Origin of the sequence: Streptomyces sp. NPDC086077 (assembly GCF_040686175.1) — a bacterium.
Classification (GTDB): Bacteria; Actinomycetota; Actinomycetes; order Streptomycetales; family Streptomycetaceae; genus Streptomyces.
The window spans coordinates 15,271-38,089 of sequence record NZ_JBFBJT010000070.1; the positions used below are offsets into that span (position 1 = coordinate 15,271).

Genomic DNA, 22,819 nt, shown 5'->3' on the forward strand with positions numbered 1-22,819 from the left:
CTGACGGCCGCGTGCCCGCCGAACGCACCCGGAGGGCGTAACGGCGGGCACGGACGAAGCGGCGGACCGCACCGGAGGGCGGGTCAGAGGAACGAGTTGATCTCGATCGTCTCGTCCCGGCCCGGTCCCACGCCGATCGCGGAGACCGGGGCGCCGGACATCTCCTCCAGCGCCTTGACGTAGGCCTGCGCGTTCTTCGGCAGGTCGCTGAAGGACTTGGCCTTGCTGATGTCCTCCGACCAGCCCGGCAGCATCTCGTAGACCGGCTTCGCGTGGTGGAAGTCGGTCTGCGAGTACGGCAGCTCCTCGACGCGCCTGCCGTCGATCTCGTACGCCACGCAGACCGGGATCTGTTCCCAGCCGGTGAGGACGTCGAGCTTGGTGAGGAAGAAGTCCGTCAGGCCGTTCACGCGGGTCGCGTAGCGGGCGATCACCGCGTCGAACCAGCCGCAGCGGCGGTCACGGCCGGTGGTCACGCCGCGCTCGCCGCCGATGCGGCGCAACGCCTCGCCGTCCTCGTCGAAGAGCTCCGTCGGGAACGGGCCCGCGCCGACACGGGTCGTGTAGGCCTTGAGGATGCCGATGACGCGGCTGATCTTCGTGGGGCCGACGCCGGCGCCCGTGCAGGCACCGCCCGCCGTCGGGTTCGACGACGTCACGAACGGATACGTGCCGTGGTCGATGTCCAGGAGGGTGCCCTGGCCGCCCTCGAACAGGACGACCTTGTCCTCCTCCAGGGCCTGGTTCAGGACCAGGACGGTGTCGGCTACGTACGGTGCGAGCTTGTCCGCGTAACCGAGCAGTTCCTCGACGACCTGGCCGACGGCGATCGCGCGGCGGTTGTAGAGCTTGGTGAGGATCTGGTTCTTGACGTCGAGCGCCGCCTCCACCTTCTGGGTGAGGATCGACTCGTCGTACAGGTCCTGGACCCGGATGCCGACGCGGTTGATCTTGTCCGCGTACGTCGGGCCGATGCCACGGCCGGTCGTGCCGATCTTGCGCTTTCCGAGGAAGCGTTCCGTCACCTTGTCGACCGTCACGTTGTACGGCGTGATGACGTGCGCGTTACCGCTGATCAGGAGCTTGGACGTGTCGACGCCACGCTCGTTCAGTCCGCTCAGCTCGGAGAGCAGGACAGACGGGTCGACGACGACGCCGTTGCCGATGACCGGCGTGCAGCCGGGGGACAGGATTCCGGAAGGGAGGAGGTGCAGTGCGTACTTCTGGTCGCCGACGACGACCGTGTGGCCGGCGTTGTTGCCGCCCTGGTAACGCACTACGTAGTCGACCGAACCGCCTAGCAGGTCCGTCGCCTTTCCCTTGCCTTCGTCACCCCACTGAGCACCGAGCAGCACAAGTGCGGGCACGCGCGTACACCCCTTCCGGGCGGGGCATGTCCAACGTCAGGGGCGAACGCGGTGGGTCGTGCCGCCGCGTGCCCCGCGGCCGTCGTTGGCCGCGACCGTCGGACCGGATGCCCCGGAATAGACGAAGCCCCTGGCGCAATAGCGCAAGGGGCTCTTGCACAAAGATGCTACCCGAGGAAGCGAGGCATGACCGAGGTGGCGACTTCTCCGACGTCCGATCAGCTGCTGGTGATCATCGATCCGGTCGCTCGGAGGACGGACGGGGAGTCCGTCCGCATCGCGAAAGACGTGCTCAGCGCGGGTGCGTCCACCAAGGTGTGCCTGCCGGACGGACCGGAGGAGTTCGCCCGGATCCTGGCCCGCAGGGGGTCACGGCGGCCGGTGGTGATCGGCGACGATCGCGCCCTGGTGCGCACGGTGGCCCTGTTGCACCGGCAGCGGGAGCTGGCCGGAAGTGTGCTGTCGCTCGTCCCCGTGGGCCCCGCCCTGGCGCTCGCCACGGCACTGGGGGTGCCGGTGAGCACGGTGTCGGCGGCGCGGGCCGTGCTGGAGGGGGCCGAACGGCGCTTGGACCTGCTCGTCGACGACAGCGACGGGGTGGTGCTTGGGGCGCTGCGGATCCCGCCGGTGCCGCTGAGCGAGGGGGGCGCGGTCTCGGCGCGGGCGCCCTGGCTGCGGACCTGTCAGTCCCTGGTACGCACCCTGGCGGCGGCCCGTCCGGTGCGGCCGCCGTCGGTGCCCGCGCCCGGACCGGCGCGGCTGCGGATCGAGGTCGACGGGGTGACGCTGATCGATCTGGACCAGCCGGTCGAGGCCGTCTCCGTCGCCCCGGACGGCTCCGGCGCCGCGGAGATCGAGGTGCGCCCGCTGTCACTGGGCGCGGAGGCCACGCCCCTGCGAGCGGAGGGAAGGACGGTGACCGTCTCGGGGGCGGACTTCCGCTACCGCTCGGACGCGGGTGTGAGCGGCCCGGTACGGACCCGGACGTGGCGGGTGCGGGAGGGGGCCTGGGGGTTGACGTTGCCTGGGCGGTGAGGGGTGGTGCTCTGGACGGGCCGTCGGCGCCAGCAGGCGCCCCGGACATGCCGTTGTCGCGAGGGGGTGGCCCGGGCATGCCCTCGGCGCGAGGGGGTGGCCGGGGGTCGGCGTCGTGGGGTCAGCCGCGTCCGAAGAGCTGCTCGCGGTGCGCGCGCCAGCGTTCCATCAGCGCGTCCAGCTCCCCCTCGAGGTATTCGAAGAAGGCGAGGGTCTCCGCGAGCCGGCGGCCCGCCGGGGTGTCGGGGCCGAGGGTGTCGACGCCGTCGCGCAGGGCGTCCTCCCAGCGTTTGAGCACGGCCTCGCGGTTGGTGAGGGCCTCGTACCACTGGTCGCCGTGCACCCGGTACCGCTCCCGGCGCGAACCGGGCTCGCGCTCCCGCGAGACCATGTGGACCTGGGCCAGATAACGCACCGCGCCGGAGACCGCGGCGGGTGAGATCTGCAGCTGTTCGCCGAGTTCGGCGGAGGTCAGGGCCCCGGCGTCGGCGGCGAGCAGGGCGGCGAAGACGCGGGCGGGCATCCTCGGCATGCCGGCCTCCACGAGCTGGGCCGCGAAGTGCTCGACGAAACGGGAGACGGTCTCGCGGTCCCGCGCGCTCGCGCCGTCGGCGGACCCCGGTGCGTTCGCGCCCGCCCGCACGTGCGCGCCCTCGCTCGGTTCCGTCATCGCTTCATCATCTCCCCTGCTCAGCGCCCACCCCCGAGTGTACCGACGATTTATACGCTTCCTTAACTTCACAAATTTCTGAACTCAGCGTACGTTCTGCATCATGACCAAGGCAATCACCGTCTCCGGCCTGCACAAGTCGTTCGGCCGGACCCATGCGCTCGACGGCCTCGACCTGGACGTCGAGTCCGGTGAGGTACACGGCTTCCTCGGCCCGAACGGCGCCGGCAAGTCCACCACCATCCGCGTCCTGCTCGGCCTGCTGCGCGCCGACTCCGGCGCCGCCCAGTTGCTCGGCCGTGACCCCTGGGCGGACGCCGTCGAACTGCACCGCCGCATCGCGTACGTCCCCGGTGACGTGACCCTGTGGCGCAACCTCTCGGGCGGCGAGGTCATCGACCTGTACGGCCGCCTGCGCGGGGGCCTCGACAAGCGGCGCCGCGCGGAACTGGTCGAGCGCTTCGAACTCGACCCGACCAAGAAGGGCCGCACGTACTCCAAGGGCAACCGGCAGAAGGTCGCCCTCGTCGCCGCCTTCGCCTCGGACGTCGACCTGCTGATCCTGGACGAACCGACCTCGGGCCTGGACCCGCTGATGGAGGAGGTCTTCCAGCGGTGCGTCGCCGAGGAGCGCCGGCGCGGCCGGACGATCCTGCTGTCCTCCCACATCCTCAGCGAGGTCGAGGAGCTGTGCGACCGGGTCAGCATCATCCGCAAGGGCCGCACGGTGGAGACGGGTTCCCTCGCCGACCTGCGCCATCTGACCCGCACCAGCGTGACCGCCGAGCTGGCGGGGCCCCCGGACGGACTGTCGCACCTGCCCGGCGTGCACGGCCTCGACGTCCAGGGCCACCGCGTCCGCCTGCAGGTCGACACCGACAAGCTGAACGACGTACTCCGATCCCTCAGCGGCTCCGGCGTGCGGTCCCTGACCTCGACGCCGCCCACCCTGGAGGAGCTCTTCCTGCGGCACTACCAGGAAGAGACCGGCCGGACGGGCGAGCTCGGCGAGGTGGCCGCGCGATGACCGCCACGACGTTCGCGGTACGGGGCACCGGGTCCCGTCAACTCGCAGGCACCGGCACTCTGTTGCGCTTCGCGCTGCGCCGTGACCGGGCCATGGTCCCGATCTGGGTCGGCGTGAACGCACTGATGGTGCTGTCCATGCCGAACACCCTCAAGGGCCTGTACGGCACCGCCGCCGAACGCGCCGACCTGGTCGGCCAGATGGCGACCAACGCCTCGCTGCGCGCCATGACCGGCCCGGTCTTCGGCGACTCCCTCGGGGCACTGACCGCGTGGCGCGTCGGCGTGTACGCGGGTGCGCTCGCGGCGGTGATGAGCCTGCTGATCGTCGTACGGCACACGCGGGACGAGGAGGAGAGCGGCCGGCAGGAGATGATCTCGGCCGGGATGGTCGGCCGCCGGGCCCCGCTGACGGCCGCGCTCCTGACGGCGGCGGTGGCCGACGCCGTGCTGGCGCTGGTGATCACCGGCGGCCTGGCCGGTCAGGGCGCCGGCGGAGCGCTGGCCCTCGGCCTCGGGATCGCGGGCGTCGGCATGGTCTTCGCGACGATGGCGGCGATCGTCGCCCAGTTCACGGAGAGCGCCCGGCTGGCCCGCGGGCTGACGGCGGGCCTGCTCGGCACGGCCTTCGTGCTGCGCGCGGCGGGCGACTCGGCGACGGACGACGGGTCCTCGGTGCTGACCTGGGTGTCGCCGATCGGCTGGCTGGAGAACCTGCGCCCGTTCGCGGCCGAACGGTGGTGGGTGCTGCTGCTGTTCGCCGGGGCGGTGCTCGCGCAGGGCGCGGTGGCCTACGCGCTCGCCGGGCGGCGGGACGTCGGCATGAGCTTCCTGCCCAGCCGGCCGGGGCCCGCGCAGGGGCGGCTGGGCACGGCCGGGGCGCTGGCCTGGCGGTTGCAGCGGGGCAGCGTGCTCGGCTGGAGCATCGGCTTCCTCCTCGCCGGGGTGGTGTACGGCGGGATGACCGAGGGCGCTGCGGATCTGGTCGGCGACAACGACAACGCCCGCGAGATCTTCCAGCGGATGGGCGGCCAGTCCGGCCTGACGGACGCGTTCCTCGCGGCGATGGTGGGGATGCTCGGCCTGGTCGCCGCGCTCCACATCGTGGCGTCGGTACTACGGCTGCACGGTGAGGAGACATCGGGCCGGGCGGAACCGGTGCTGGCGAACGCGGTGGGGCGCCTGCGCTGGGCGGCGGGTCATCTGGCGATCGCGTTCGGCGGCTCGGTCCTGCTCATGCTCCTGGCCGGCCTGGGCCTCGCGGCCGGCTACGGCAGGGACTTCGGCCCCGTCCTGGCCGCCTGCCTGGTGCAGCTCCCGGCGATCTGGGTGATCGGCGGCGTGGCGGTGTTCCTGCACGGGGCGTCGCCGCGGCTGGCGACGGCGGCATGGGGGGTTGCCGGGGCGGTCCTGCTGATCGGCTGGATCGGGCCCGCGCTGGACGTCCCGCAGGCGGTCCTGGACGCGTCGCCTTTCGGGCACCTGCCGAAACTGCCGGGCGGGGAGATGCAGTGGACGCCGGTCCTGCTCCTCACCGGCCTCGCGGTGGCGCTGGTGGCGGCGGGACTGGCGGGGTTGCGGCGGCGGGACGTGCTCAGCAGCTGACGGGGTGCGTCAGTCGACGTGTTGCTTGAGCCGAAGCACTGCGCCGAAGGGCACCGTGCGGCTGTCCCGGTATCCGACGCCCGCTCAGCCGAACGATGATCAGTTCAGCTCCACGCTCAAGCCTTGCAGGCCCCGGATCACGAAGTTCGGCTTGCGCTCGGGTTCCGTCGCGAGGCTCAGGTTCGGGGCCAGTTCCAGCAACGCCCGCATCGACGCCGCCAGTTCGATGCGGGCCAGGGGGGCGCCTATGCAGTAGTGGATGCCGGCGCTGAAGGAGATGTGGGGGTTCTCCTGGCGGGTGAGGTCCAGGCGTTCCGGCGCGGTGAAGACCTCGTCGTCGTGGTTCGCGGAGCCGAAGAGCATCGCCATCTCCGCGCCCCGCGGGATCGTGGTGCCGTCGATCTCGATGTCGTCCAGGACCCAGCGCTCGAAGAGCTGGAGCGGGGTGTCGTAGCGCATCAACTCCTCGACGGCGGAGGGGACGAGGGAGTGGTCGGCGCGCAGGGCCGCCAGCTGGTCCGGGTTGCGGAAGAGCGCCCACCAGCCGTTGACCGTGGCGTTCACCGTCGCCTCGTGGCCGGCGTTCAGCAGCAGCACCGCCGTCGAGATCATCTCCTGCTCGGTCAGTCGGTCCCCCTCGTCGTGCGCCGCGATCAGGCCGGAGATCAGGTCCTCGCCGGGCTCCTCGCGACGCCGGGCGATCAACTCCCTCAGGTATTCCGAGAACTCGACCGACGCCCGCACCGCCCGCGCCGCCGTCTCCTGCGACGGGCCCAGCTCGTACATCCCGCAGATGTCCGCCGACCAGGGCCGCAGCGGGGCCCGGTCCGCCTCGGGGATGCCGAGCATCTCGGCGATCACCGCGACCGGCAGCGGCTCCGCCACGTCCGTCAGCAGGTCACCGCCGCCCGCCTCGGCCAGAGCCGCGACGAGGTCACCGGCCAGCTTGTCCACGTACGGCTTCAGCCGCTCCACCGTGCGCGGGGTGAACGCCTTCGACACCAGGCGCCGGATCCGCGTGTGGTCCGGCGGCTCCAGGTCCAGCATCCCGTGGTCGTTCAGCGTGTGGAACGGCTCGTGCTCCGGCGCGGGCGCGGTGCGCCCGAAGTCCTCGTGCGTGAACCGGTGCCGGTAGCTCCGGCCGAGGCGCCGGTCGCGCAGCAGCGCCGAGACGTCCGCGTGGTGCGGGACCAGCCACTGGTTGGTGCGCTCGAAGTACAGCACCCGGCCACGAGCCCGCAGCTCCGTGTAGGCGGGGTACGGGTCGGCCAGGAACGCCGGGTCCCACGGATCGAAGGCGAGATCGGAAGCAGCTGCCATGGACGGACGCTAGCCCGGAAGCACACTCACTGACCAGGGTGGTCCGACGACGTGACGCACGGCATGCCACCGGCCGTCGATCGGCATCCGCGTGCCGCCGTCCCGCCGCCCGCTCAGCCCGGCGTCACCAGCCGCGCCTCGTAGGCGAACACCGCCGCCTGCGTACGGTCCCGCAGACCCAGCTTCACCAGGACGCGGCTGACGTGGGTCTTGATCGTCGACTCGGCCACGACCAGCCGCCCGGCTATCTCCGAGTTCGACAGGCCCTGGGCGATCAGCACCAGCACCTCCGTCTCCCGCTCGGTCAGATCCCCGTACGCCGCCTGCGCGGTGGCCGGGATGCCCGGGGCGTCGGACAGCTTCGAGAACTCCTTGATCAGCCGCCTGGTGACCGACGGGGCCAGCAGGGCCTCGCCGGAGGCCACCACCCGCACCCCGTCGGCGAGCTGCCGTGCCGAGGCGTCCTTGAGCAGGAAGCCGGAGGCTCCCGCCCGCAGCGCCTGGTACACGTACTCGTCGAGGTCGAACGTCGTCAGCACCAGCACCTTCGCCATGCCGTCCGCCGCGATGATCTCCCGGGTCGCCTCGATGCCGTTCAGCTCGGGCATCCGGATGTCCATCAGCACGACGTCCGGCGAGAGCTCGCGGACCTTCTCGACCGCTTCCCGGCCGTTGACCGCCTCGCCGACGACCTCGATGTCGGGCATCGCGTTCAGCAGGACCGAGAAGCCCTCGCGCACCATCATCTGGTCGTCCGCGACCAGCACGCGGATGGTCATGCCTCACCTTCGCTCACCGTGGCCACCGGCAGGAACACCGTCACCTCGTAGCCCTCCTCGTCCGTACGGCCCGCCGTCATCTCGCCGTTCAGCATGGTGACGCGCTCGCGCATCCCCGTGATGCCGTGTCCCGCGCCGGGCGAGGGCTTGACCAGGGCCGGCGCCGGGGGCGGGCCGTTGACTATCCGCAGGCCCAGTCCGCCGAGGACATAGCCGATCTCCACCTGGGCGCTCGCCCCGGGTGCATGCCGCAGGGTGTTGCTCAGCGCCTCCTGGACTATGCGGTAGGCCGAGAGTTCCACACCCTGTGGAAGCTCGCGCACCGCCCCGGTGACCGTCTTGTCGACGGTCAGGCCCGCGTCCCGCACGTTGGCGAGGAGCGCGTCCAGGTCGGCGAGGGTGGGCTGCGGGGCCTCGGGCGCCTCGTAGTCCTCGGCGCGCACGACCCCCAGGACGCGACGGAGCTCGGTCAGCGCCGCGACCGCGTTCTCCCGGATGGTGACGAAGGCGTGCTCCAGCTCCGGCGGCGGGTTCTCCACCCGGTAGGGCGCGGCCTCCGCCTGGATGGCGACGACCGACATGTGGTGGGCGACGACGTCGTGCAGTTCGCGGGCGATCGTGGTGCGCTCCTCCAGGAGCGTGCGGCGGGAGCGCTCGTGCTCGGTGACCGTCTGCTGCGCGGTCACCTCCTGCTTGGCCTGACGACGGATGTGCAGCACGGCGACGAACAGCAGGATGAGCGCCGACAGGACGAGCATCGGGCCCGTGTTCGAGTCGTAGTAGCCCGAGCTGAGGATGGAGTCCGCGAAGAAGCCGTAGAACGCGGTCAGCACCCACATCCAAGCGGCCGTACGGGGCCGGGTGCGCATGGCGACGATCGTCAGCACGGTCAGATGAGCGAGGAAGGCGCCGGGGGGCCAGGGCCACTCGTACCAGCCGCCGTAGAACATGCCGGAGACCGGAGCCGCGGCCATGGAGGCCCAGAAGGCGCCGACGGGACGGACGAGGGTCAGCAGGACCGGGGCCAGCGCGAGGAGACCGACGAACGCGCTGAGGGTCTCGCCGCGACTCGACTCGTACCCGACGAGCATCGCCAGCAGGGCCGCCCACGTCACCACCGCGTGCGGCGTCCACGCCGCGTAGTGGCGCAGCCGGCCCTTCAGCCGGCGCGTTATCGGCCCGTCGACGCTCATGCGGGGCAGCGGGCGGTAGGCGAAGGCGTCGTGGAACAGATCCTGGCGCAGCCCCCGCAGGGCATCCAGGGCCAGCCGGTACTCGGGGCTGCGCGCCGCGGCACCGCTCGGCGGTGTCGGGGGCCTGTGCGTCTGGGTCGTCTCGGTCACGTTCAGAACCGTACGGCGCGGTGGGGATCGCGGTCGTCACCAGTGAGAGGGGTCATTCGGTATCCCTCTCAGGTACTACGGGTCCGCTGCCGCACGTCGGCCTGCTGGCCAGGCCGGTGACTTCCGTCAGTAACCGGTGGGCCTGACCAGGCCCGACTCGTACGCGAACACCGCTGCCTGGGTGCGATCGCGAAGGCCCAGTTTGACCAGGATGCGCCCCACATGGGTCTTCACCGTCTGCTCGGCCACGACCAGATGCTGGGCGATCTCCGCGTTCGACAGGCCGCGGGCGATCAGGGCGAGGACCTCCGTCTCCCGTTCCGTCAGGTCACCGACGCGTTCCTTGAGCGGGGCCCGGGGCGGACCCTCCAGCCGGGAGAACTCGGCGATCAGCCGCCGCGTGATGCCCGGCGCGAGCAGCGCGTCACCGGCCGCCACCACCCGGACCGCCTCGGCCAGCTGATCCGCGGAGGCGTCCTTCAGCAGGAACCCGGACGCGCCGGCGCGCAGCGCCTCGTAGACGTACTCGTCCAGGTCGAAGGTGGTCAGGACCAGCACCTTCGTCAGCGGGGTGGCGGTGGTGACGCGGCGGGTCGCCTCGATGCCGCCGAGCTCCGGCATGCGGATGTCCATGAGGACGACGTCCGGGGCCAGCTCGGCGACCTTGGCCACGGCGTCCAGGCCGTCGACCGCCTGGCCGATCACGTCGATGTCCGGCTGGGTGTTGAGCAGCACGGTGAAGCCCTGCCGGACCATCTGCTGGTCGTCGGCGATGAGTACACGGATGATGCCGCTCGTCATGGGGTTTCTTCTCCTGGCGGGGTCAGCGGGTCCAAGGACCGGAGGGACATGAAGTCCGTCGTGCCGGGCGGGGGGAAGTACAGCTCCGGGGCGGGCAGCCGCGGGTCGGGGGCCGGGACGCGGGGGCCGTCGGGCCGGGGCCGGCCGTCCTTGGGGAGGAACGCGGAGACCGCGAAGCCGCCGTGCAGTGTCCGGGTCGCCGTGAGGTGGCCGCCGAGCATCGTCGCGCGTTCACGCATGCCGAGCAGGCCGTGCCCGGCGCCCGGGGAGGGCTGGACCGGACGTTCCGGGCGGGAGTTGAGCACGCCCAGGTAGAGGCCCTCGGGGAAGTGCGTGATCTCGACGCGGACATGGGAGCCGGGTGCGTGGCGCAGGGCGTTGCTCAGGCCCTCCTGCACGATCCGGTACGCCGACAGCTCCACGCCCGGCGAGTACGGCAGGTTCGGCTCGCCCCGGATGTCGGTCACGACGTGCAGTCCGGCGGCCCGGGTGTTGTCGATCAAGGCGTCGATCCGGTCGAGCGTGGGCTGCGGGGCGTCCGGGGCGGAACCGGTTCCGGCGTCGCCCAGGCCGTACGGGCCGTCGGGGTCGTCGGGGTGCTCCGAGCGCAGGACGCCGAGCACCCGGCGGAGTTCGGTGAGCGCCTCCAGGGCGTTCTTGCGGATGCCGTCGAGGTTCTCCTTCAGCTCCTCGGACGGGTTCTCCACCAGGTGCGGGGCGACCTGGGCCTGGATGGAGATCACCGACATGTGGTGCGCGACGACGTCGTGCAGCTCGCGCGCGATCCGGCTGCGCTCCTCCAGCAGGGTGCGGCGCGCGCGTTCCTCCGCCGTGATGCCGGCCTGCTCCACGAGCTGGGTCCGGGCCTCGCGGCGGCCTCTGAGGGCGATACCGAGCAGGACGACGCCCGCGAAGAGGGCGACCGCCAGGGTGCCGGTGGACGAGTAGTGCGCGGCGCCGATGAGGCCCTGCGTGATCCAGGTGGCCAGTGCCGTCAGGGCGAGGACCGTGGCAGAGACGCGGGTGGGCACGCGCAGGGCGAGCAGGAACAGGACGAGGCCGTGCGCGACCAGCGCGGGTGGGCCCCATGGCCAGCCTGGGTCGCCGGGCACCTGGCCGGCGATCAGATGCACCCGGGCGCCCATGGCCGCCACGATCGTCGCCGTCATCGACAGCCACCACGCCGGGACCGGGCACCACAGCGCGAGGGCGACGGCCACGCCCTGCGCCGTCGCGCACAGCAGGCCGTACTCCGTGCCGAGTCCGTAGCCGTCGGCCATCTGGTCGGCGTTGGCGATCAGGGTGCCGATCGCCACGAGGAACACCAGTCCGTGCGGGAACCAGCGGAGCCACACCGAGGGTGGGAGGGGGTTGACCGCTCCGGTCCACAGGTCGTCGCGGAGGCCGCGGAGGGCGTTCCTCAGGTGGGAGAGGGCGCGGGTGGGGAGGTGGTCGGGAGGGGAGGTGGTGCTGGGGGCGGGCGCATCCCCGCGCGCGTCCCGACAGGTGCGCGGCCTCTCCATGCCCTCGCCCCCCTCGACCTGCGGCGTCTCACCGCCCGCGTCCCGCTGCTCGCCCCGCTTTTCTGTAGCCCCCCTGCCCGTCATGCCGCTCACCCTAGACAGACCGTGCGGTGGGGTGGGCTTCCGGCTGGGCGGGTGGTGGCGTCGGCCGGGCATCCGGGGCCTCCTCGGCGGTACGACGGCCGCGGTGGACGCGGACCACGTGCGAGCGGCGGGAGCGCGTGCGCCGGCCCCGGTGCGGGCCCTGTCCGTCGGTGCGCAGCTCGTGGCCGCGGAACGCCGCCCAGCAGACCGCCAGGGCCAGGGCGAACACCGGGAGCCAGCTGAGGCGGGCCGCGATCCAGACGGGGGCGTCGGGGCGGGTGTGCAGGCCCGGAAGGTGGCCGGCGAGCAGGCCTGTGGCCGTGGTGGCCATCAGCGCCGTCTGGTGCCACAGGAAGATCGTCATCGCGGAGAGGTTGAGCAGGGCGACCGCGGCCCAGGCCGACGGCCGGCGCATCCCCCGGCGCAGCGGACCGCGCAGCAGCAGGGCGAGCCCGCACTGGGCCAGGCCGAAGGTGACGGCGGCCAGCGTGGGCGGGTTGAGGTTGGAGACCTCGGCGCCGGGCACGCCGACCATCGACGCCGGATACCCGGCCCAGGCCACCAGAGCCGCCGTCACCGCCGCCCCGCCGACGAGCAGGACCCACCCGGCGCGGCGGCGCTCCAGCTCACCCCGGGACCGGGCGGCGCCCAGGGTGAACGGCACCAGCCAGCCCGCGGCCACGTTCACCCATCCGAGCCAGGACGGGCCGTCGAGGCCGAAGCGCACGAGGTCCACATGGAGAACGACCGCCAGCGGCCACAGCGGGTTGACCCGTACGAGCAAGGGGGTCGCCGCCCTCAGGGCGGCGAAGACCAGCAGGAACCACAGGGGTGACAGGGCGAGCTTCACCATCGTGCGGACCGTCGTGAACTCCGCGCCCGTCAGCAGCAGCGCGACCGCCGCCACCGTCCACAGCGCCAGCACGGCGGCCACCGGCGCGAAGAGTCTGGCCAGGCGGGCGACCAGCCAGCTCCGGTACGGCACGCCGCGCGCTCGCGCCGAAGCGTGACCCCGGGTCGCCACATGGCCGCCCACCAGGAAGAACACGGCCAGCGTCTGGAAGACCCAGGAGATCGGGGACAGCCAGGGCATGTGCTGGAGCGGACTGGACGCGCGCAGGGTGCCGCCGTCCGCCACCAGGGCGGTCACCAGCCAGTGGCCGAGCACGACCCCGAGGATCGCGAAGGCCCGCAGGGCGTCGACCGCGCGGTCCCGGTCCGGGGGTGTGGCCGCGTCGATACGGGCGGCGGACTTCCGGACGTACCGGACGGTCCGGTCGGGTATGTCACGCACGGGTCACCTCCGAGGTGTCGCCGAGAACGATCCGGGCGAGGTTGGCCAGGGAGACCGAGCCCGGGGTGTAGTAGTCGCTGTGGCCGCCCTCGCCGGCCGCGAAGACGCGGGCGCCGTAGGCCGGTGACACCGGGTCGGTGCCGAAGCCGACGGTGGTGCCGAACAGGTTGGTCCTGACGTACGGGACCTCCGCGATCCAGTCGTCGGCGCCGCGGGCCGCCCAGACGCGGGCGGACGTGCGCAGCGCCGCCGCCGAGTCCACGCCCGTGCCGGGGCTGCCGACGAACGCGATGTCGCCGACGCCGGGTCCGGTGGAGGCGGCGCGGGCGCAGACGACCGAGCCGTAGGAGTGGCAGAGCAGCGAGACACGGACCTCGGGGCCGGCGATCACGTGCAGCCGCCGTATCAACTCGCGGAGCCTCGGGGCGGCTCGGTCGGCGCGGGTGGTGGTGAGGGCCGTGGTGCTGATCGTGCGCGGGGTCTCGTAGCCGAGCCAGGCGATCACCGCCGGGCGCGAGTCCTTCGGGGCGTGCCGGGTCAGTTGGCCGTACAGGGCTGTGGCCGCAGCGCGGAAGCGGGGGTAGGTGTCGAGGGTGGTGTCGGAACCCGGGACCAGGACGGCTATGCGGTCGGCGTGGGCCAGGTCGCCGAACACCTCGGTCGCCAGGCCGGAACCACGGCCGTCGAAGGCGAGAAGGGTGCGGGACGGGTCGGCCAGGGCGCCGTCGGCGACGGCTCGGCCGTGGTCGCCGTGTGCCGCGGCCATCCGGGACGCCGCCGCGGCGTTCGCGCGGTTGGCGGCGTAGGCCTCGTCCAGCGTGGAGGCGGTGAGCGGCGTGAGCACGGCCGGGGCGGGAGCCGGGATGCGGGGCCGGGCCGCCGCGGAGAGGGGGATCACGACGGCGACGGTGATGAGGAGGGCGAGAAGGGAACGACATAGACGGCGGACGGTGAGGAGGGTCGCCCTCGAACCCCCCGTCGCCCGTCCGGCCACCCTGGCGACGACCTCGAACCCCAGCCCCATGGCCGTCTTCCTCCCAGTCCGCCCGTCCATCGGGCCGTTCTGGTAGGGAAGTTACGGATCAGGACACGTCGTCCGCGTCCCGCCAGGGAGCTCTTCCGGCAGGTAGCTCTCAGGTATTACGGGTACGAGGAAGACACAGAGCACGCAGAGCACGCAGCGCACGCAGAGCACGCAGCGTCACCAAGCCAACTGCGCGATCTCCTCCGCCACCACCGCACACGCGTCCGCCACCGGATCGATCAGCGGAAAGTGCCCGACATCCTCCAGCAGGGTCAGCCCCACCACCTCCCCCGCCTTCGCCGCCGCATCCGCGTACGACTCGGCGACGGCCTGGGGGACGACCTCGTCCGCGCGCCCCTGGACGAGCGTCGTCGCGATGCCGGTCGGCAGCAGGAGCGCCGGGTCGGCATAGGGCTGCCGCCCCGCGAAGTGCTCCGTACCACCGAGGAGTTGGCCCGCCGCACCGCCGCACACGTCCAGCTTCCCGGCCACCGCGAAGTCGGCGATCGGGGCCAGGGCCACCACGCCCCGCAGCGGCGCGGGCCGGTCCGTGCGCCAGGATGCGTCCGCCGGCAGCACGTGCCGGGCGGCCGCCCACAACGCCAGCTGCCCGCCCGCCGAATGTCCGGTGATCACCGTGCGGCGGAAGTCGGCCTGCGGCACGGCCTCCCGCACGAGGGCGGGCAGCGCGTCCAGCGCGGCGGCGACGTCGTCGAAGGTCTCCGGCCAGCGACCGGCGACCGGCCCGACGGCGGCACCGGCACCCGCACCACCACCACCGGCACCGGCGCCCTCGCCCGCACCCGAGTCGGCACCTCTCCGGTACTCGACGCTCGCCACGGCGAACCCCCGGTGGGCCAGGAAGTCCGCGAACGGGCTGATGTGCCGGCGGTCGTACGGCGCCCGCCAGGCACCCCCGTGCAGCACCACGACGAGGGGGGCGACTTCCGCGGGCCCGGCGGCTTCCGTGCCGCGCGGGGCGTAGAAGTCGATCAGCTGGTCGGGGTGGTCGCCGTACGCGGCCGTGGCGTCGGGGTCGACGGCCGGATGCGAGAAGGCGGACTCCTCCTCGGCGGCCCGGGCTGCTGCGGCGTCGTCCGGCATGCTCCAACCTCTCAACGACGTAACGGGTTTGGCGGACCAGAGGGGAAATCGGCCGTTGGCCGGGACGGTATCAGGCCGGTGACGAGGGGCTGCACGCGGATGTCACGCTCGGTGAGGAGCAGATAAACGGTTCCGTCGTTTCGTTTACGCTGGAGTCACGGTGATGTCCCGCCGTACGCGCCGCATCGAGGAGACCGCCCATGACCGCCGAACCAGGCACCGTACGCCCGGGCGGCCGTACCGCACGCGTGCGTGCGGCCGTTCTGCGGGCGGCCGGGGACGTCCTGGCCGAGCGGGGGTTCGCGCATCTCGACCTCGCGGATGTCGCACGGCGGGCCGAGGTGGGCAAGACGACCGTGTATCGGCGGTGGGGGTCCGTGACCGGGCTGGTGGCCGATCTGCTGGTGGACATGGCCGAGCAGTCGCTGCCGCGCGAGGAGACCGGGTCCGTGCTGGGGGATCTGCGGGCGAACGCCCGCCTGGTGCGGCGGACGCTGGCGGATCCACGGCAGGGTGCGCTGTTCCGGGCGGTGATCGCGGCGGCCGTGTGCGACGAGCGGACGGCTGCCGCGTTGCGCCGGTTCTACGAGGTCCGGGTCGCCGAGTGGGCACCCTGCGTGGAACAGGGCGTCAGCCGGGGCGAGTTGCCGGAGGGGACGGATGCGGGGGCGGTGGTACGGGCGGTTTCGGCACCCCTCTACTACGAGCTGCTGACGACCGGGGTGGCCCCGGACGTCCCCGCCGCGGAGCGCGCCGCGCGGGCCGCGCATGCGGCTGCCGTGGCGGGGGTGTACGTCAGTAGTGAGCACCCGCACCCAAGCCCCAGCGCCCGCGGCTAGGCCCCCAGCACCTCCCCCAGCACCCGCCCCGCCCGCTCCACGTCCGCGAACCCCACATACAGCGGCGTGAAGCCGAAGCGCAGGATGTCCGGGGCGCGGTGGTCGCCGACCACACCTCGCTCGATCAGCCGCTTCATCACGTCCCCGGCGTCCGCGCACCGCAGCGCCACCTGGCTGCCGCGCTCCGCGTGGGCGAGCGGGGTCACCGGCTCCACCCGCCCGCTCGGCACGTACTCCCCCACGCACTCAAGGAAGAAGTCCGTCAGGGCGAGCGACTTCTCGCGTACGGCCTCGATCGGGACGCCGTCCCACACCTCCAGCGCGGCCTCCAGGGCCAGCATCGAGAGGATGTCCGGCGTGCCCACGCGCCCGCGGACCGCACCCGGCGCCGGTTCGTACGCGCCGCGCATGCCGAAGGGCTCCACGTGCGAGTTCCACCCCGGCAGCGGTGAGTCGAAGCGGTCCTGGAGGTCCCGGCGCACGTACAGGTACGCGGGCGAACCGGGGCCGCCGTTGAGATACTTGTACGTGCAGCCGACCGCCAGGCCGACGCCGTGCTCGTCGAGCCCGACCGGCAGTGCGCCCGCGCTGTGGCACAGGTCCCAGACGGCCACCGCGCCCGCCTCGCGCACCGCCGCCGTCAGCGCCGGCAGGTCGTGCAGCCGGCCCGTGCGGTAGTCGACGTGGTTCAGCAGGACCGCGGCCGTACGCCCCGACAGGGCGGCGCCCACCTCGCCCGGCACCACCGCGCGCAGCGAGCATCCCGTCATGCGGGCCGCCGACTCGGCGATGTAGCCGTCCGTGGGGAAGGTGGTGGCGTCCACGAGGATCTCGTCCCGCCCGGCACCGGCGATCCGGACCGCCGCCACCAGCGCCTTGAAGACGTTGACGCTGGTCGAGTCGCCCACGACGATCTGGCCGGGGGCCGCGCCGACCAGCGGGGCGATGCGGTCGCCGATCCGCTCCGGCGCCGTCCACCAGCCGCTCTCCTCCCAGGAGCGGATGCGCAGTTCGCCCCACTGCCTGCGGACGACGTCCGCCAGGCGGTCCGGGACGTGCGCGGGCAGGGCGCCGAGGGAGTTTCCGTCCAGGTAGACGACGTCGTCGAGGACGAACCGGGAGCGCAGCGGGGCGAGTTGGTCCGCCCCGTCCAGCTTCTGTGCCCGCAGGGCGAGTTCAGACATACGACCGCGCCGTCCACAGCTCGGGGAACACGTTCTTGCGGGCGCGCTTCTCCAGCCAGGCCACGCCGGCCGAACCGCCCGTGCCGGCCTTGGCGCCCATGGCGCGGCGGGTGGCGACCAGGTGGTCGTTGCGCCAGCGCCACACCAGTTCGGCCACATCGGTCAGCGCCTCGCCGAGACGCACGAGTTCGGCGTTCTGGTCGCCGGCGTAGAGGGCGGTCCACACCGCCTCGACCTCGTCCGAGGGCTCGTAGCGCCGCGACACGTCACGCCGCAGCACGGACTCGGGCACGGCGTGGCCGCGCCGGGCCAGCAACCGCAGCACCTCGTCGTAGAGGCTCGGCTCGTGCAGCGCCTTCTCCAGCTCGGCGTGGACGCGGGGGGCGCCCCGGTGGGGGACCAGCATGGACGCGGACTTCTCGCCGAGCAGGAACTCCATCCGGCGGTACATCGCCGACTGGAAGCCGGAGCCCTCGCCGAGGGCCGAGCGGTACGAGTTGAACTGGGCCGGCGTCAGCTGCCCGAGCGGCGTCCAGGAGGCGTTCAGCGCCTCCAGCTCGCGGACGGAGCGCTTCAGCGCCGCCACCGCCACCGGGATGTCGTCCTCGCGGAACGCCTTCGCGGCGGTCTCCCACTCGTGGACGACGACGGTGAACCACAGCTCCATCACCTGGGTGGTCACCAGGAAGACCATCTCTCCGGGGTCGTCGGAGAGGGTGTGCTGGAGATGTGTCAGCACGTCCGCCTTGACGTAGTCCTCGTAAGGCGTCGTGCCTGCGAAATCGAGATGCGGGGTCTCGGGCTCCTGCGTGTCGTGAGCCTCTTGGGACATCGCTGTCTCCTGTTGTTACTCCGGGTAGCGGTCCGCCCCTGCCGTTACCGACACGGGGGCCCCGGTCCCCACCCGCATCCTCAGGGATGCCCCGGAACATCGCAAGGCCCGTCTGGATCACAGACGGGCCCGCGAAAGCGTGCCTAGCCCAGCGTCTGCGCCGCCGTCGGCGAGGAGTCCTTCAGGAACTGGGTGCAGCGCTCGTACTCCTCCTGCTCACCGATCGAACCCGCCGCGCGGGCCAGGGCGTGCAGGGCGCGCAGGAAGCCGCGGTTCGGCTCGTGCTCCCAGGGCACGGGTCCGTGGCCCTTCCAGCCGCTGCGGCGCAGGGCGTCCAGGCCGCGGTGGTAGCCCGTACGGGCATAGGCGTACGACTCCACGACGCTGCCCCGCTCGAACGCGTCGTCGGCCAGCTGCGCCCAGGCCAGCGAGGACGTCGGGTACTGCGCCGCGACCTCGGAGGGCGCTGCCCCGCCCGCAAGCAGCTCACGCGGCTCCGGGTCGTCGGGGAGGTGGGTCGGGGGCGGTCCCCCGAGGAGGTTCTCGTGAATCGTCATAGGACCAGTCTGGTACATCCCCGCGGAACGGGAGCGGCTGCCGTCCTGCCCGGCCCCGCTCCCCCGCGCCACACCTCCGCCGGCCCCGCCCCGCTCCCCGTGCTACACCTCCGCCGGCCCCGGCCTCTCCAGCGGCGGGGACAGCACGTTGCCGTGCGTGCGGCATTCGGGGCGTTCGCAGCCCGGGGCCGGGTGGCGGACGTAGGTGAAGGCGAGGAACGAGCCGACCAGCAGGATCGCGGCGCAGACCACCATGGCCCGGCCGAACGCCGCGTCGAAGGCGGCCGGTGAGCGGTAGGCCTCCGGGCCCATCCCGGCCACCAGGGGCAGCGCGGCGACCGCCACCAGGCCCGCCGCCCGCGCCGCCGCGTTGTTGATGCCGCTGGCCAGACCGGCCCGGGCCGTGTCGACGGAGGCGAGGACCGTGGCGGTGAGCGGGGCGACCAAGGTGACCATGCCCAGGCCCAGCACCAGCAGCGCCGGCAGGACGTCGCGCACGTACGAGGCGTTCTCGCCCACCCGCAGCATCAACAGCATCCCCGTCCCGGCCAGCAGCGGCCCCACGGTGAGCGGGATGCGCGGGCCGACGCGCTCGCCCAGCGCTCCGGAGCGGGCGGAGAACAGCAGCATCAGGGCCGTGGTCGGCAGCAGGGCCGTACCGGCGGCCAGGGCCGAGTAGCCGGAGACCACCTGGAGCTGGAGCGCGGCGAGGAAGAAGAAGCCGCCGAAGGCCGCGTACACGCACAGCGTGACCAGGTTGACGGCGGTGAACTGCCGCGACGAGAAGATGTCGAGCGGCATCATCGGATCGGGCCGGTGCTTCTCCAGGTTCACGAAGGCGACGCCCGCCGCCACACCGGCGGTCGCCGTCAGGGCGACCACGAGGGAGCCCTCCGTGGCCTCGATCAGGGCGTAGGTCACCAGTGCCAGCGACACTGCGACCAGCACCGCGCCGAGCACGTCGAAACGGCCGTGCTTGCGGCCGTCGGCGGACTCCGGGACGTGCCGCAGGGCCACCGGAATGCACACCAGGGCGAGCGGGACGTTGAGCAGGAAGATCCAGCGCCAGCCGGGGCCGTCCACCAGCCAGCCGCCGAGGAAGGGCCCGACGGCGGCGCCGATACCGCCGAAGCCGGACCACAGGCCGACCGCCCGCGCCCGGTCGTCGGCGTGGAAGGACGCCTGGATGAGGGCCAGCGAGCCCGGCGTGAGCAGCGCTCCGCCGATGCCCTGAAGGGCCCGCGCGGCGATCAGCACCCCCGAGTTGGGCGCGAACCCGCACAGCAGCGAGGCCGCCGCGAACCACACGACGCCGATGACGAAGATCTTCCGGCGGCCGTAGGTGTCCCCCAGCGAGCCGCCCAGCAGGATCAGCCCCGCCAGCGTGAGCATGTACGCGTTGACCGTCCACTGGAGCGCCGCCAGGTCGGCGTTCAGGTCGGCGCCGATGTGGGGCAGGGCCACGTTGACGACGGTCGAGTCCAGCAGGGCCATGCTGGAGCCGAGCACGGTGGTGAGCAGGATCCACTTGCCCTGGGACGAGGACAGCCGGACATCAGGCATGTTCCCAGGTATACAGCGGGCCCGGCGCTGTCGCGCCGGGCCCGAGGGGGAAATCCGGGTGCTACTTCAGCTTCGTGCCGGCCGAACGCAGGTGCCGGCAGGCCTCGGTGACGCGCGAGGCCATGCCCGCCTCGGCGAGCTTGCCCCAGGTCCGCGGGTCGTAGGTCTTCTTCGAGCCGACCTCGCCGTCGACCTTGAGGACGCCGTCGTAGTTCCTGAACATGTGGTCGACGACCGGACGCGTGAAGGCGTACTGCGTGTCGGTGTCGATGTTCATCTTGACGACGCCGTTCTCCAGCGCGGTCTGGATCTCCTGCTCGGTGGAGCCGGAGCCGCCGTGGAAGACGAAGTCGAAGACCTTGGCGTCGGCGGGACGGCCGTACTTGGCGGCGACGCCCTCGTTGAGCTCCTTCAGCAGGTCGGGGCGGAGGACGACGTTGCCCGGCTTGTACACGCCGTGCACGTTGCCGAAGGACGCGGCGAGCAGGTAGCGGCCCTTCTCGCCCAGGCCCAGCGCCTCGGCCGTACGGAGCGCGTCGTCGACCGTGGTGTACAGCTTGTCGTTGATCTCGTGCGTGACGCCGTCCTCCTCGCCACCGGTCGGCGTGATCTCCACCTCAAGGATGATCTTCGCGGCGGCGGCGCGGGCGAGCAGCTCCTGGCCGATGGCCAGGTTGTCGGCCAGGGTCTCGGCGGAGCCGTCCCACATGTGCGACTGGAAGAGCGGGTTCTCGCCGCGGGCGACGCGCTCCTCGGAGACCGCGATCAGCGGACGGACGTACCCGTCGAGCTTGTCCTTCGGGCAGTGGTCCGTGTGCAGGGCGATGGTCACGTCGTACTTCTGGGCGACGATGTGCGCGAACTCGGCCAGGGCGACCGCGCCGGTGACCATGTCCTTGTTGTGCTGGCCGCCAAGGAACTCGGCACCGCCCGTCGAGATCTGGATGATGCCGTCGCTCTCGGCCTCGGCGAAGCCACGCAGAGCCGCGTGCAGGGTCTGGGACGAGGTGACGTTGATGGCCGGGTAGGCGAACTTGCCTGCCTTCGCCCGGTCGAGCATCTCGTTGTAGACCTCGGGGGTTGCGATGGGCATCTGTCCGCTCCTTGTATGTGCGGGTTGGCGTTCTGCGTACTTACGGCCCTGACCTAGACCTGGGGTGCGACGTCATCGTCGGCCCCATCTTTCCAGACGGGACGGGATGCTCCGAGGGCCCCCGGCAGGGGTGGCTCAGTCCAGTCCCAGCTCGTCCTTCGAGTACGCGTAGAGGTAGGGCACCCCGGCGCCCTCCTCGATCTTCTCGGCGGCGCCGGTCGCCCGGTCGACGATCGTCGCGACGGCGACCACCTCGGCACCGGCCTCGCGCACCGCCTCGACGGCGGTGAGCGGGGAGCCGCCGGTGGTGGAGGTGTCCTCGACGACCAGCACGCGGCGGCCCGCGATGTCCGGCCCCTCGACCCGCCGCTGCAGGCCGTGCGCCTTCGCGGTCTTGCGGACCACGAACGCGTCCAGCCCGCGGCCGCGCGCGCCGGCGGCGTGCAGCATCGCGGCGGCGACCGGGTCGGCGCCCATGGTGAGCCCGCCGACGGCGTCGAACTCCAGGTCCGCGGTCAGGTCGAGCAGCACCTGGCCGACCAGCGGGGCGGCCTCGCCGTCGAGCGTGACGCGGCGCAGGTCGACGTAGTAGTCCGCCTCCAGGCCCGAGGAGAGGGTCACCTTGCCGTGCACCACGGCCTTGTCCTTGATCTGCTGCAGCAGCGCGCCACGTACGTCCGTCATGCAGCCCAGCTTAGAGCCGCGTCCAGCGCCAGGTCGTCGTGGCCTCCAGCGGCTCCAGGGGGGTGACCAGGCGCGGGAGGGTGTTGAGCCCGTTGGGCGGCCCGGTCTGCGGCTCCACGCAGACGGCGGCCTCCTGCTCGTCGTAGACCACGACCCACTCCTCCGTGCTGGTGACCTTCAACTCCAGCTGTCCCGGCCAGGTGACGGTGACGTCGACTCCGCCGGGCATGCCGAAGCAGTCGTCCCAGGGGCCGGGCTCGGGGTCGAGGCGGTTGCCGGTGGGGAGGTGGTCGTCGCCGCGCTCCTCCTGCCAGGCGGGGGCGAAGTCGAGCTGGGCGTCGGCCCCGCCGAGGTTCCGGTTGAACCACGGGTGCCAGCCGACCTGCGCCGGGAAGGAGTCCTGGTAGGTCTCGACGGCCATGGTCAGCGTCAGGGCGTCCGGCGTGAGGCCGATGACGTGGGTGACCCGCCCGGGGTAGGGCCAGGGGTCCACCAGGTCGTACGTCAGCACCGCCTCGTCGGCCGTGACACGGGCGGGGTTCCAGGCGCCGTCGCGGGCGGTGCCGTGGATGGCGTGCGGCGGGGCGTTGAGGGGCAGCTGGTGCACGACGGCGCCGTTGTGGAACCGGCCGTCGCGGGTCCGCCCGCACCAGGGGACCATCGGGAAACAGCCGAATCGGTCGCCTTGGCGCAGGAGTTCGGTGCCGCCGACGCGGAGACCCGCGACACGGCCGCCGTTGTCCGGCCGCACGGTCAGTTCCGCGTCGCCCGCGGTCAGCGTGATGGGTTCGTTACTCACGGGACGACCCTACTGGGGAGATCAAGAGGGCCTGTCCGGTCGCCGTCGCTCACTGGCGGCGGCGCAGGGCGCGGCCCAGGACGATGGCGCCCGCCACGACCAGCGCGGCGGCGGGGGCCGCCCAGCGCAGGGTGGGGTTCTGGGCGACGGTCTGGGGGGCCGGGACGGGGGCGTAGCGGCCGCGGGGCGGGGCGTGGTAGCTTTCTCACGGGGGTTGACGTCATCGTCCACGGTGGCGACCAGCTCCGCCGCGTCGACGACATCGCTGAGATCGCCTGGCTCGGCGTCCACGC

At 72.5% G+C, this 22,819-nt stretch carries 21 protein-coding genes and 1 pseudogene; 4 read left to right on the plus strand and 18 right to left on the minus strand.

What is annotated here, in order from left to right:
- Positions 1–83 precede the first annotated feature (83 nt).
- Positions 84–1,367: an adenylosuccinate synthase gene (locus tag AB0O67_RS20875; RefSeq protein ID WP_365452109.1), complete on the minus strand. Its 1,284-nt coding sequence runs from the start codon at positions 1,365–1,367 to the stop codon at positions 84–86.
- Between the two features lie 186 nt (positions 1,368–1,553).
- On the opposite strand from AB0O67_RS20875, the gene AB0O67_RS20880 reads away from it, so the two are divergent.
- Positions 1,554–2,402 (plus strand): diacylglycerol kinase, encoded by an 849-nt coding sequence (locus tag AB0O67_RS20880; RefSeq protein ID WP_365452111.1) that lies wholly within the window; start codon positions 1,554–1,556, stop codon positions 2,400–2,402.
- A gap of 121 nt (positions 2,403–2,523) precedes the next feature.
- On the opposite strand, the gene AB0O67_RS20885 is transcribed toward AB0O67_RS20880, so the two are convergent.
- Positions 2,524–3,072 carry a MarR family transcriptional regulator gene (locus AB0O67_RS20885; protein ID WP_365452113.1) on the minus strand — a complete coding sequence of 183 codons (549 nt, stop codon included), beginning with the start codon at positions 3,070–3,072 and terminating at the stop codon, positions 2,524–2,526.
- Positions 3,073–3,175: 103 nt separating this feature from the next.
- Here AB0O67_RS20885 and AB0O67_RS20890 point away from each other — a divergent pair, with 103 nt between their 5' ends.
- A complete protein-coding gene (locus tag AB0O67_RS20890) occupies positions 3,176–4,099 on the plus strand; it encodes an ABC transporter ATP-binding protein (protein ID WP_365452115.1) in 924 nt (307 codons plus the stop codon).
- Entirely contained in the window at positions 4,096–5,703 is a 1,608-nt protein-coding gene (locus tag AB0O67_RS20895; protein ID WP_365452117.1) for an ABC transporter permease, read from the plus strand. The genes AB0O67_RS20890 and AB0O67_RS20895 overlap by 4 nt, the downstream gene beginning before the upstream one ends.
- Before the next feature lie 99 nt (positions 5,704–5,802).
- On the opposite strand, the gene AB0O67_RS20900 is transcribed toward AB0O67_RS20895, so the two are convergent.
- The 8 genes from AB0O67_RS20900 to AB0O67_RS20935 all read right to left on the minus strand — a co-directional run bounded on the left by AB0O67_RS20900 (position 5,803) and on the right by AB0O67_RS20935 (position 14,975).
- Entirely contained in the window at positions 5,803–7,023 is a 1,221-nt protein-coding gene (locus tag AB0O67_RS20900) for a cytochrome P450 (protein WP_365452119.1), read from the minus strand.
- 113 nt (positions 7,024–7,136) lie between these two features.
- Positions 7,137–7,802: a response regulator transcription factor gene (locus AB0O67_RS20905; protein ID WP_365452121.1), complete on the minus strand. Its 666-nt coding sequence runs from the start codon at positions 7,800–7,802 to the stop codon at positions 7,137–7,139.
- Positions 7,799–9,145, minus strand: coding sequence for a histidine kinase (locus tag AB0O67_RS20910; RefSeq protein WP_365452123.1), 1,347 nt, complete (start codon positions 9,143–9,145; stop codon positions 7,799–7,801). Before AB0O67_RS20910 ends, AB0O67_RS20905 begins: the two co-directional genes overlap by 4 nt.
- Positions 9,146–9,271: 126 nt before the next feature.
- Positions 9,272–9,946, minus strand: coding sequence for a response regulator transcription factor (locus AB0O67_RS20915; RefSeq protein WP_365452125.1), 675 nt, complete (start codon positions 9,944–9,946; stop codon positions 9,272–9,274).
- On the minus strand, positions 9,943–11,553 hold the full coding sequence (locus AB0O67_RS20920; RefSeq protein ID WP_365452127.1) for a histidine kinase: 1,611 nt from the start codon (positions 11,551–11,553) through the stop codon (positions 9,943–9,945). The genes AB0O67_RS20915 and AB0O67_RS20920 overlap by 4 nt, the downstream gene beginning before the upstream one ends.
- A gap of 10 nt (positions 11,554–11,563) precedes the next feature.
- Positions 11,564–12,847, minus strand: coding sequence for an acyltransferase (locus AB0O67_RS20925; RefSeq protein WP_365452129.1), 1,284 nt, complete (start codon positions 12,845–12,847; stop codon positions 11,564–11,566).
- A complete protein-coding gene (locus AB0O67_RS20930) occupies positions 12,840–13,871 on the minus strand; it encodes an alpha/beta hydrolase (RefSeq protein ID WP_365452131.1) in 1,032 nt (343 codons plus the stop codon). The genes AB0O67_RS20925 and AB0O67_RS20930 overlap by 8 nt, the downstream gene beginning before the upstream one ends.
- 177 nt (positions 13,872–14,048) lie before the next feature.
- Positions 14,049–14,975: an alpha/beta hydrolase gene (locus AB0O67_RS20935; protein ID WP_365452133.1), complete on the minus strand. Its 927-nt coding sequence runs from the start codon at positions 14,973–14,975 to the stop codon at positions 14,049–14,051.
- Between the two features lie 200 nt (positions 14,976–15,175).
- Here AB0O67_RS20935 and AB0O67_RS20940 point away from each other — a divergent pair, with 200 nt between their 5' ends.
- Positions 15,176–15,814 (plus strand): TetR/AcrR family transcriptional regulator, encoded by a 639-nt coding sequence (locus AB0O67_RS20940; RefSeq protein ID WP_365452135.1) that lies wholly within the window; start codon positions 15,176–15,178, stop codon positions 15,812–15,814.
- On the opposite strand, the gene kynU is transcribed toward AB0O67_RS20940, so the two are convergent.
- The 8 genes and pseudogenes from kynU to AB0O67_RS20980 form a co-directional block, all read right to left on the minus strand.
- Positions 15,811–16,998, minus strand: coding sequence for a kynureninase (gene kynU / locus AB0O67_RS20945; protein ID WP_365452137.1), 1,188 nt, complete (start codon positions 16,996–16,998; stop codon positions 15,811–15,813). The genes AB0O67_RS20940 and kynU overlap by 4 nt on opposite strands.
- Positions 16,991–17,830 carry a tryptophan 2,3-dioxygenase family protein gene (locus AB0O67_RS20950; RefSeq protein ID WP_365452139.1) on the minus strand — a complete coding sequence of 280 codons (840 nt, stop codon included), beginning with the start codon at positions 17,828–17,830 and terminating at the stop codon, positions 16,991–16,993. The genes kynU and AB0O67_RS20950 overlap by 8 nt, the downstream gene beginning before the upstream one ends.
- A gap of 143 nt (positions 17,831–17,973) precedes the next feature.
- Complete coding sequence (locus AB0O67_RS20955; RefSeq protein ID WP_365452141.1) at positions 17,974–18,387, minus strand: DUF3151 domain-containing protein; 414 nt, start codon at positions 18,385–18,387, stop codon at positions 17,974–17,976.
- Between the two features lie 102 nt (positions 18,388–18,489).
- The gene (locus tag AB0O67_RS20960; protein WP_365452143.1) at positions 18,490–19,950 is read right to left on the minus strand and encodes an MFS transporter; all 1,461 of its coding nucleotides are present in this window, start codon (positions 19,948–19,950) and stop codon (positions 18,490–18,492) included.
- Positions 19,951–20,011: 61 nt separating this feature from the next.
- A complete protein-coding gene (gene fbaA / locus AB0O67_RS20965; RefSeq protein ID WP_365452145.1) occupies positions 20,012–21,043 on the minus strand; it encodes a class II fructose-bisphosphate aldolase in 1,032 nt (343 codons plus the stop codon).
- 135 nt (positions 21,044–21,178) lie between these two features.
- The gene (gene pyrE, locus AB0O67_RS20970; RefSeq protein WP_365452147.1) at positions 21,179–21,727 is read right to left on the minus strand and encodes an orotate phosphoribosyltransferase; all 549 of its coding nucleotides are present in this window, start codon (positions 21,725–21,727) and stop codon (positions 21,179–21,181) included.
- Positions 21,728–21,737: 10 nt separating this feature from the next.
- The gene (locus AB0O67_RS20975) at positions 21,738–22,526 is read right to left on the minus strand and encodes an aldose 1-epimerase (RefSeq protein ID WP_365452149.1); all 789 of its coding nucleotides are present in this window, start codon (positions 22,524–22,526) and stop codon (positions 21,738–21,740) included.
- A 49-nt stretch (positions 22,527–22,575) separates the two neighbouring features.
- Positions 22,576–22,722: pseudogene (locus tag AB0O67_RS20980) on the minus strand (carbon monoxide dehydrogenase subunit G); the annotation flags it as partial.
- Between the last annotated feature and the right edge of the window lie 97 nt (positions 22,723–22,819).

Bases quoted from the DNA above. Each gene is read 5' to 3' on its own strand.
- AB0O67_RS20890 (WP_365452115.1), top strand. From the start codon at position 3,176: ATGACCAAGGCAATCACCGTCTCCGGCCTGCACAAGTCGTTCGGCCGG.
- AB0O67_RS20900 (WP_365452119.1), bottom strand. From the start codon at position 7,023: ATGGCAGCTGCTTCCGATCTCGCCTTCGATCCGTGGGACCCGGCGTTC.
- AB0O67_RS20935 (WP_365452133.1), bottom strand. From the start codon at position 14,975: ATGCCGGACGACGCCGCAGCAGCCCGGGCCGCCGAGGAGGAGTCCGCC.
- AB0O67_RS20880 (WP_365452111.1), top strand. From the start codon at position 1,554: ATGACCGAGGTGGCGACTTCTCCGACGTCCGATCAGCTGCTGGTGATC.
- AB0O67_RS20915 (WP_365452125.1), bottom strand. From the start codon at position 9,946: ATGACGAGCGGCATCATCCGTGTACTCATCGCCGACGACCAGCAGATG.
- AB0O67_RS20885 (WP_365452113.1), bottom strand. From the start codon at position 3,072: ATGACGGAACCGAGCGAGGGCGCGCACGTGCGGGCGGGCGCGAACGCA.
- pyrE (WP_365452147.1), bottom strand. From the start codon at position 21,727: ATGACGGACGTACGTGGCGCGCTGCTGCAGCAGATCAAGGACAAGGCC.
- AB0O67_RS20930 (WP_365452131.1), bottom strand. From the start codon at position 13,871: ATGGGGCTGGGGTTCGAGGTCGTCGCCAGGGTGGCCGGACGGGCGACG.
- AB0O67_RS20955 (WP_365452141.1), bottom strand. From the start codon at position 18,387: ATGACGATTCACGAGAACCTCCTCGGGGGACCGCCCCCGACCCACCTC.
- AB0O67_RS20960 (WP_365452143.1), bottom strand. From the start codon at position 19,950: ATGCCTGATGTCCGGCTGTCCTCGTCCCAGGGCAAGTGGATCCTGCTC.
- fbaA (WP_365452145.1), bottom strand. From the start codon at position 21,043: ATGCCCATCGCAACCCCCGAGGTCTACAACGAGATGCTCGACCGGGCG.
- AB0O67_RS20950 (WP_365452139.1), bottom strand. From the start codon at position 17,830: ATGTCCCAAGAGGCTCACGACACGCAGGAGCCCGAGACCCCGCATCTC.
- AB0O67_RS20895 (WP_365452117.1), top strand. From the start codon at position 4,096: ATGACCGCCACGACGTTCGCGGTACGGGGCACCGGGTCCCGTCAACTC.
- AB0O67_RS20905 (WP_365452121.1), bottom strand. From the start codon at position 7,802: ATGACCATCCGCGTGCTGGTCGCGGACGACCAGATGATGGTGCGCGAG.
- kynU (WP_365452137.1), bottom strand. From the start codon at position 16,998: ATGTCTGAACTCGCCCTGCGGGCACAGAAGCTGGACGGGGCGGACCAA.
- AB0O67_RS20940 (WP_365452135.1), top strand. From the start codon at position 15,176: ATGACCGCCGAACCAGGCACCGTACGCCCGGGCGGCCGTACCGCACGC.
- AB0O67_RS20920 (WP_365452127.1), bottom strand. From the start codon at position 11,553: ATGACGGGCAGGGGGGCTACAGAAAAGCGGGGCGAGCAGCGGGACGCG.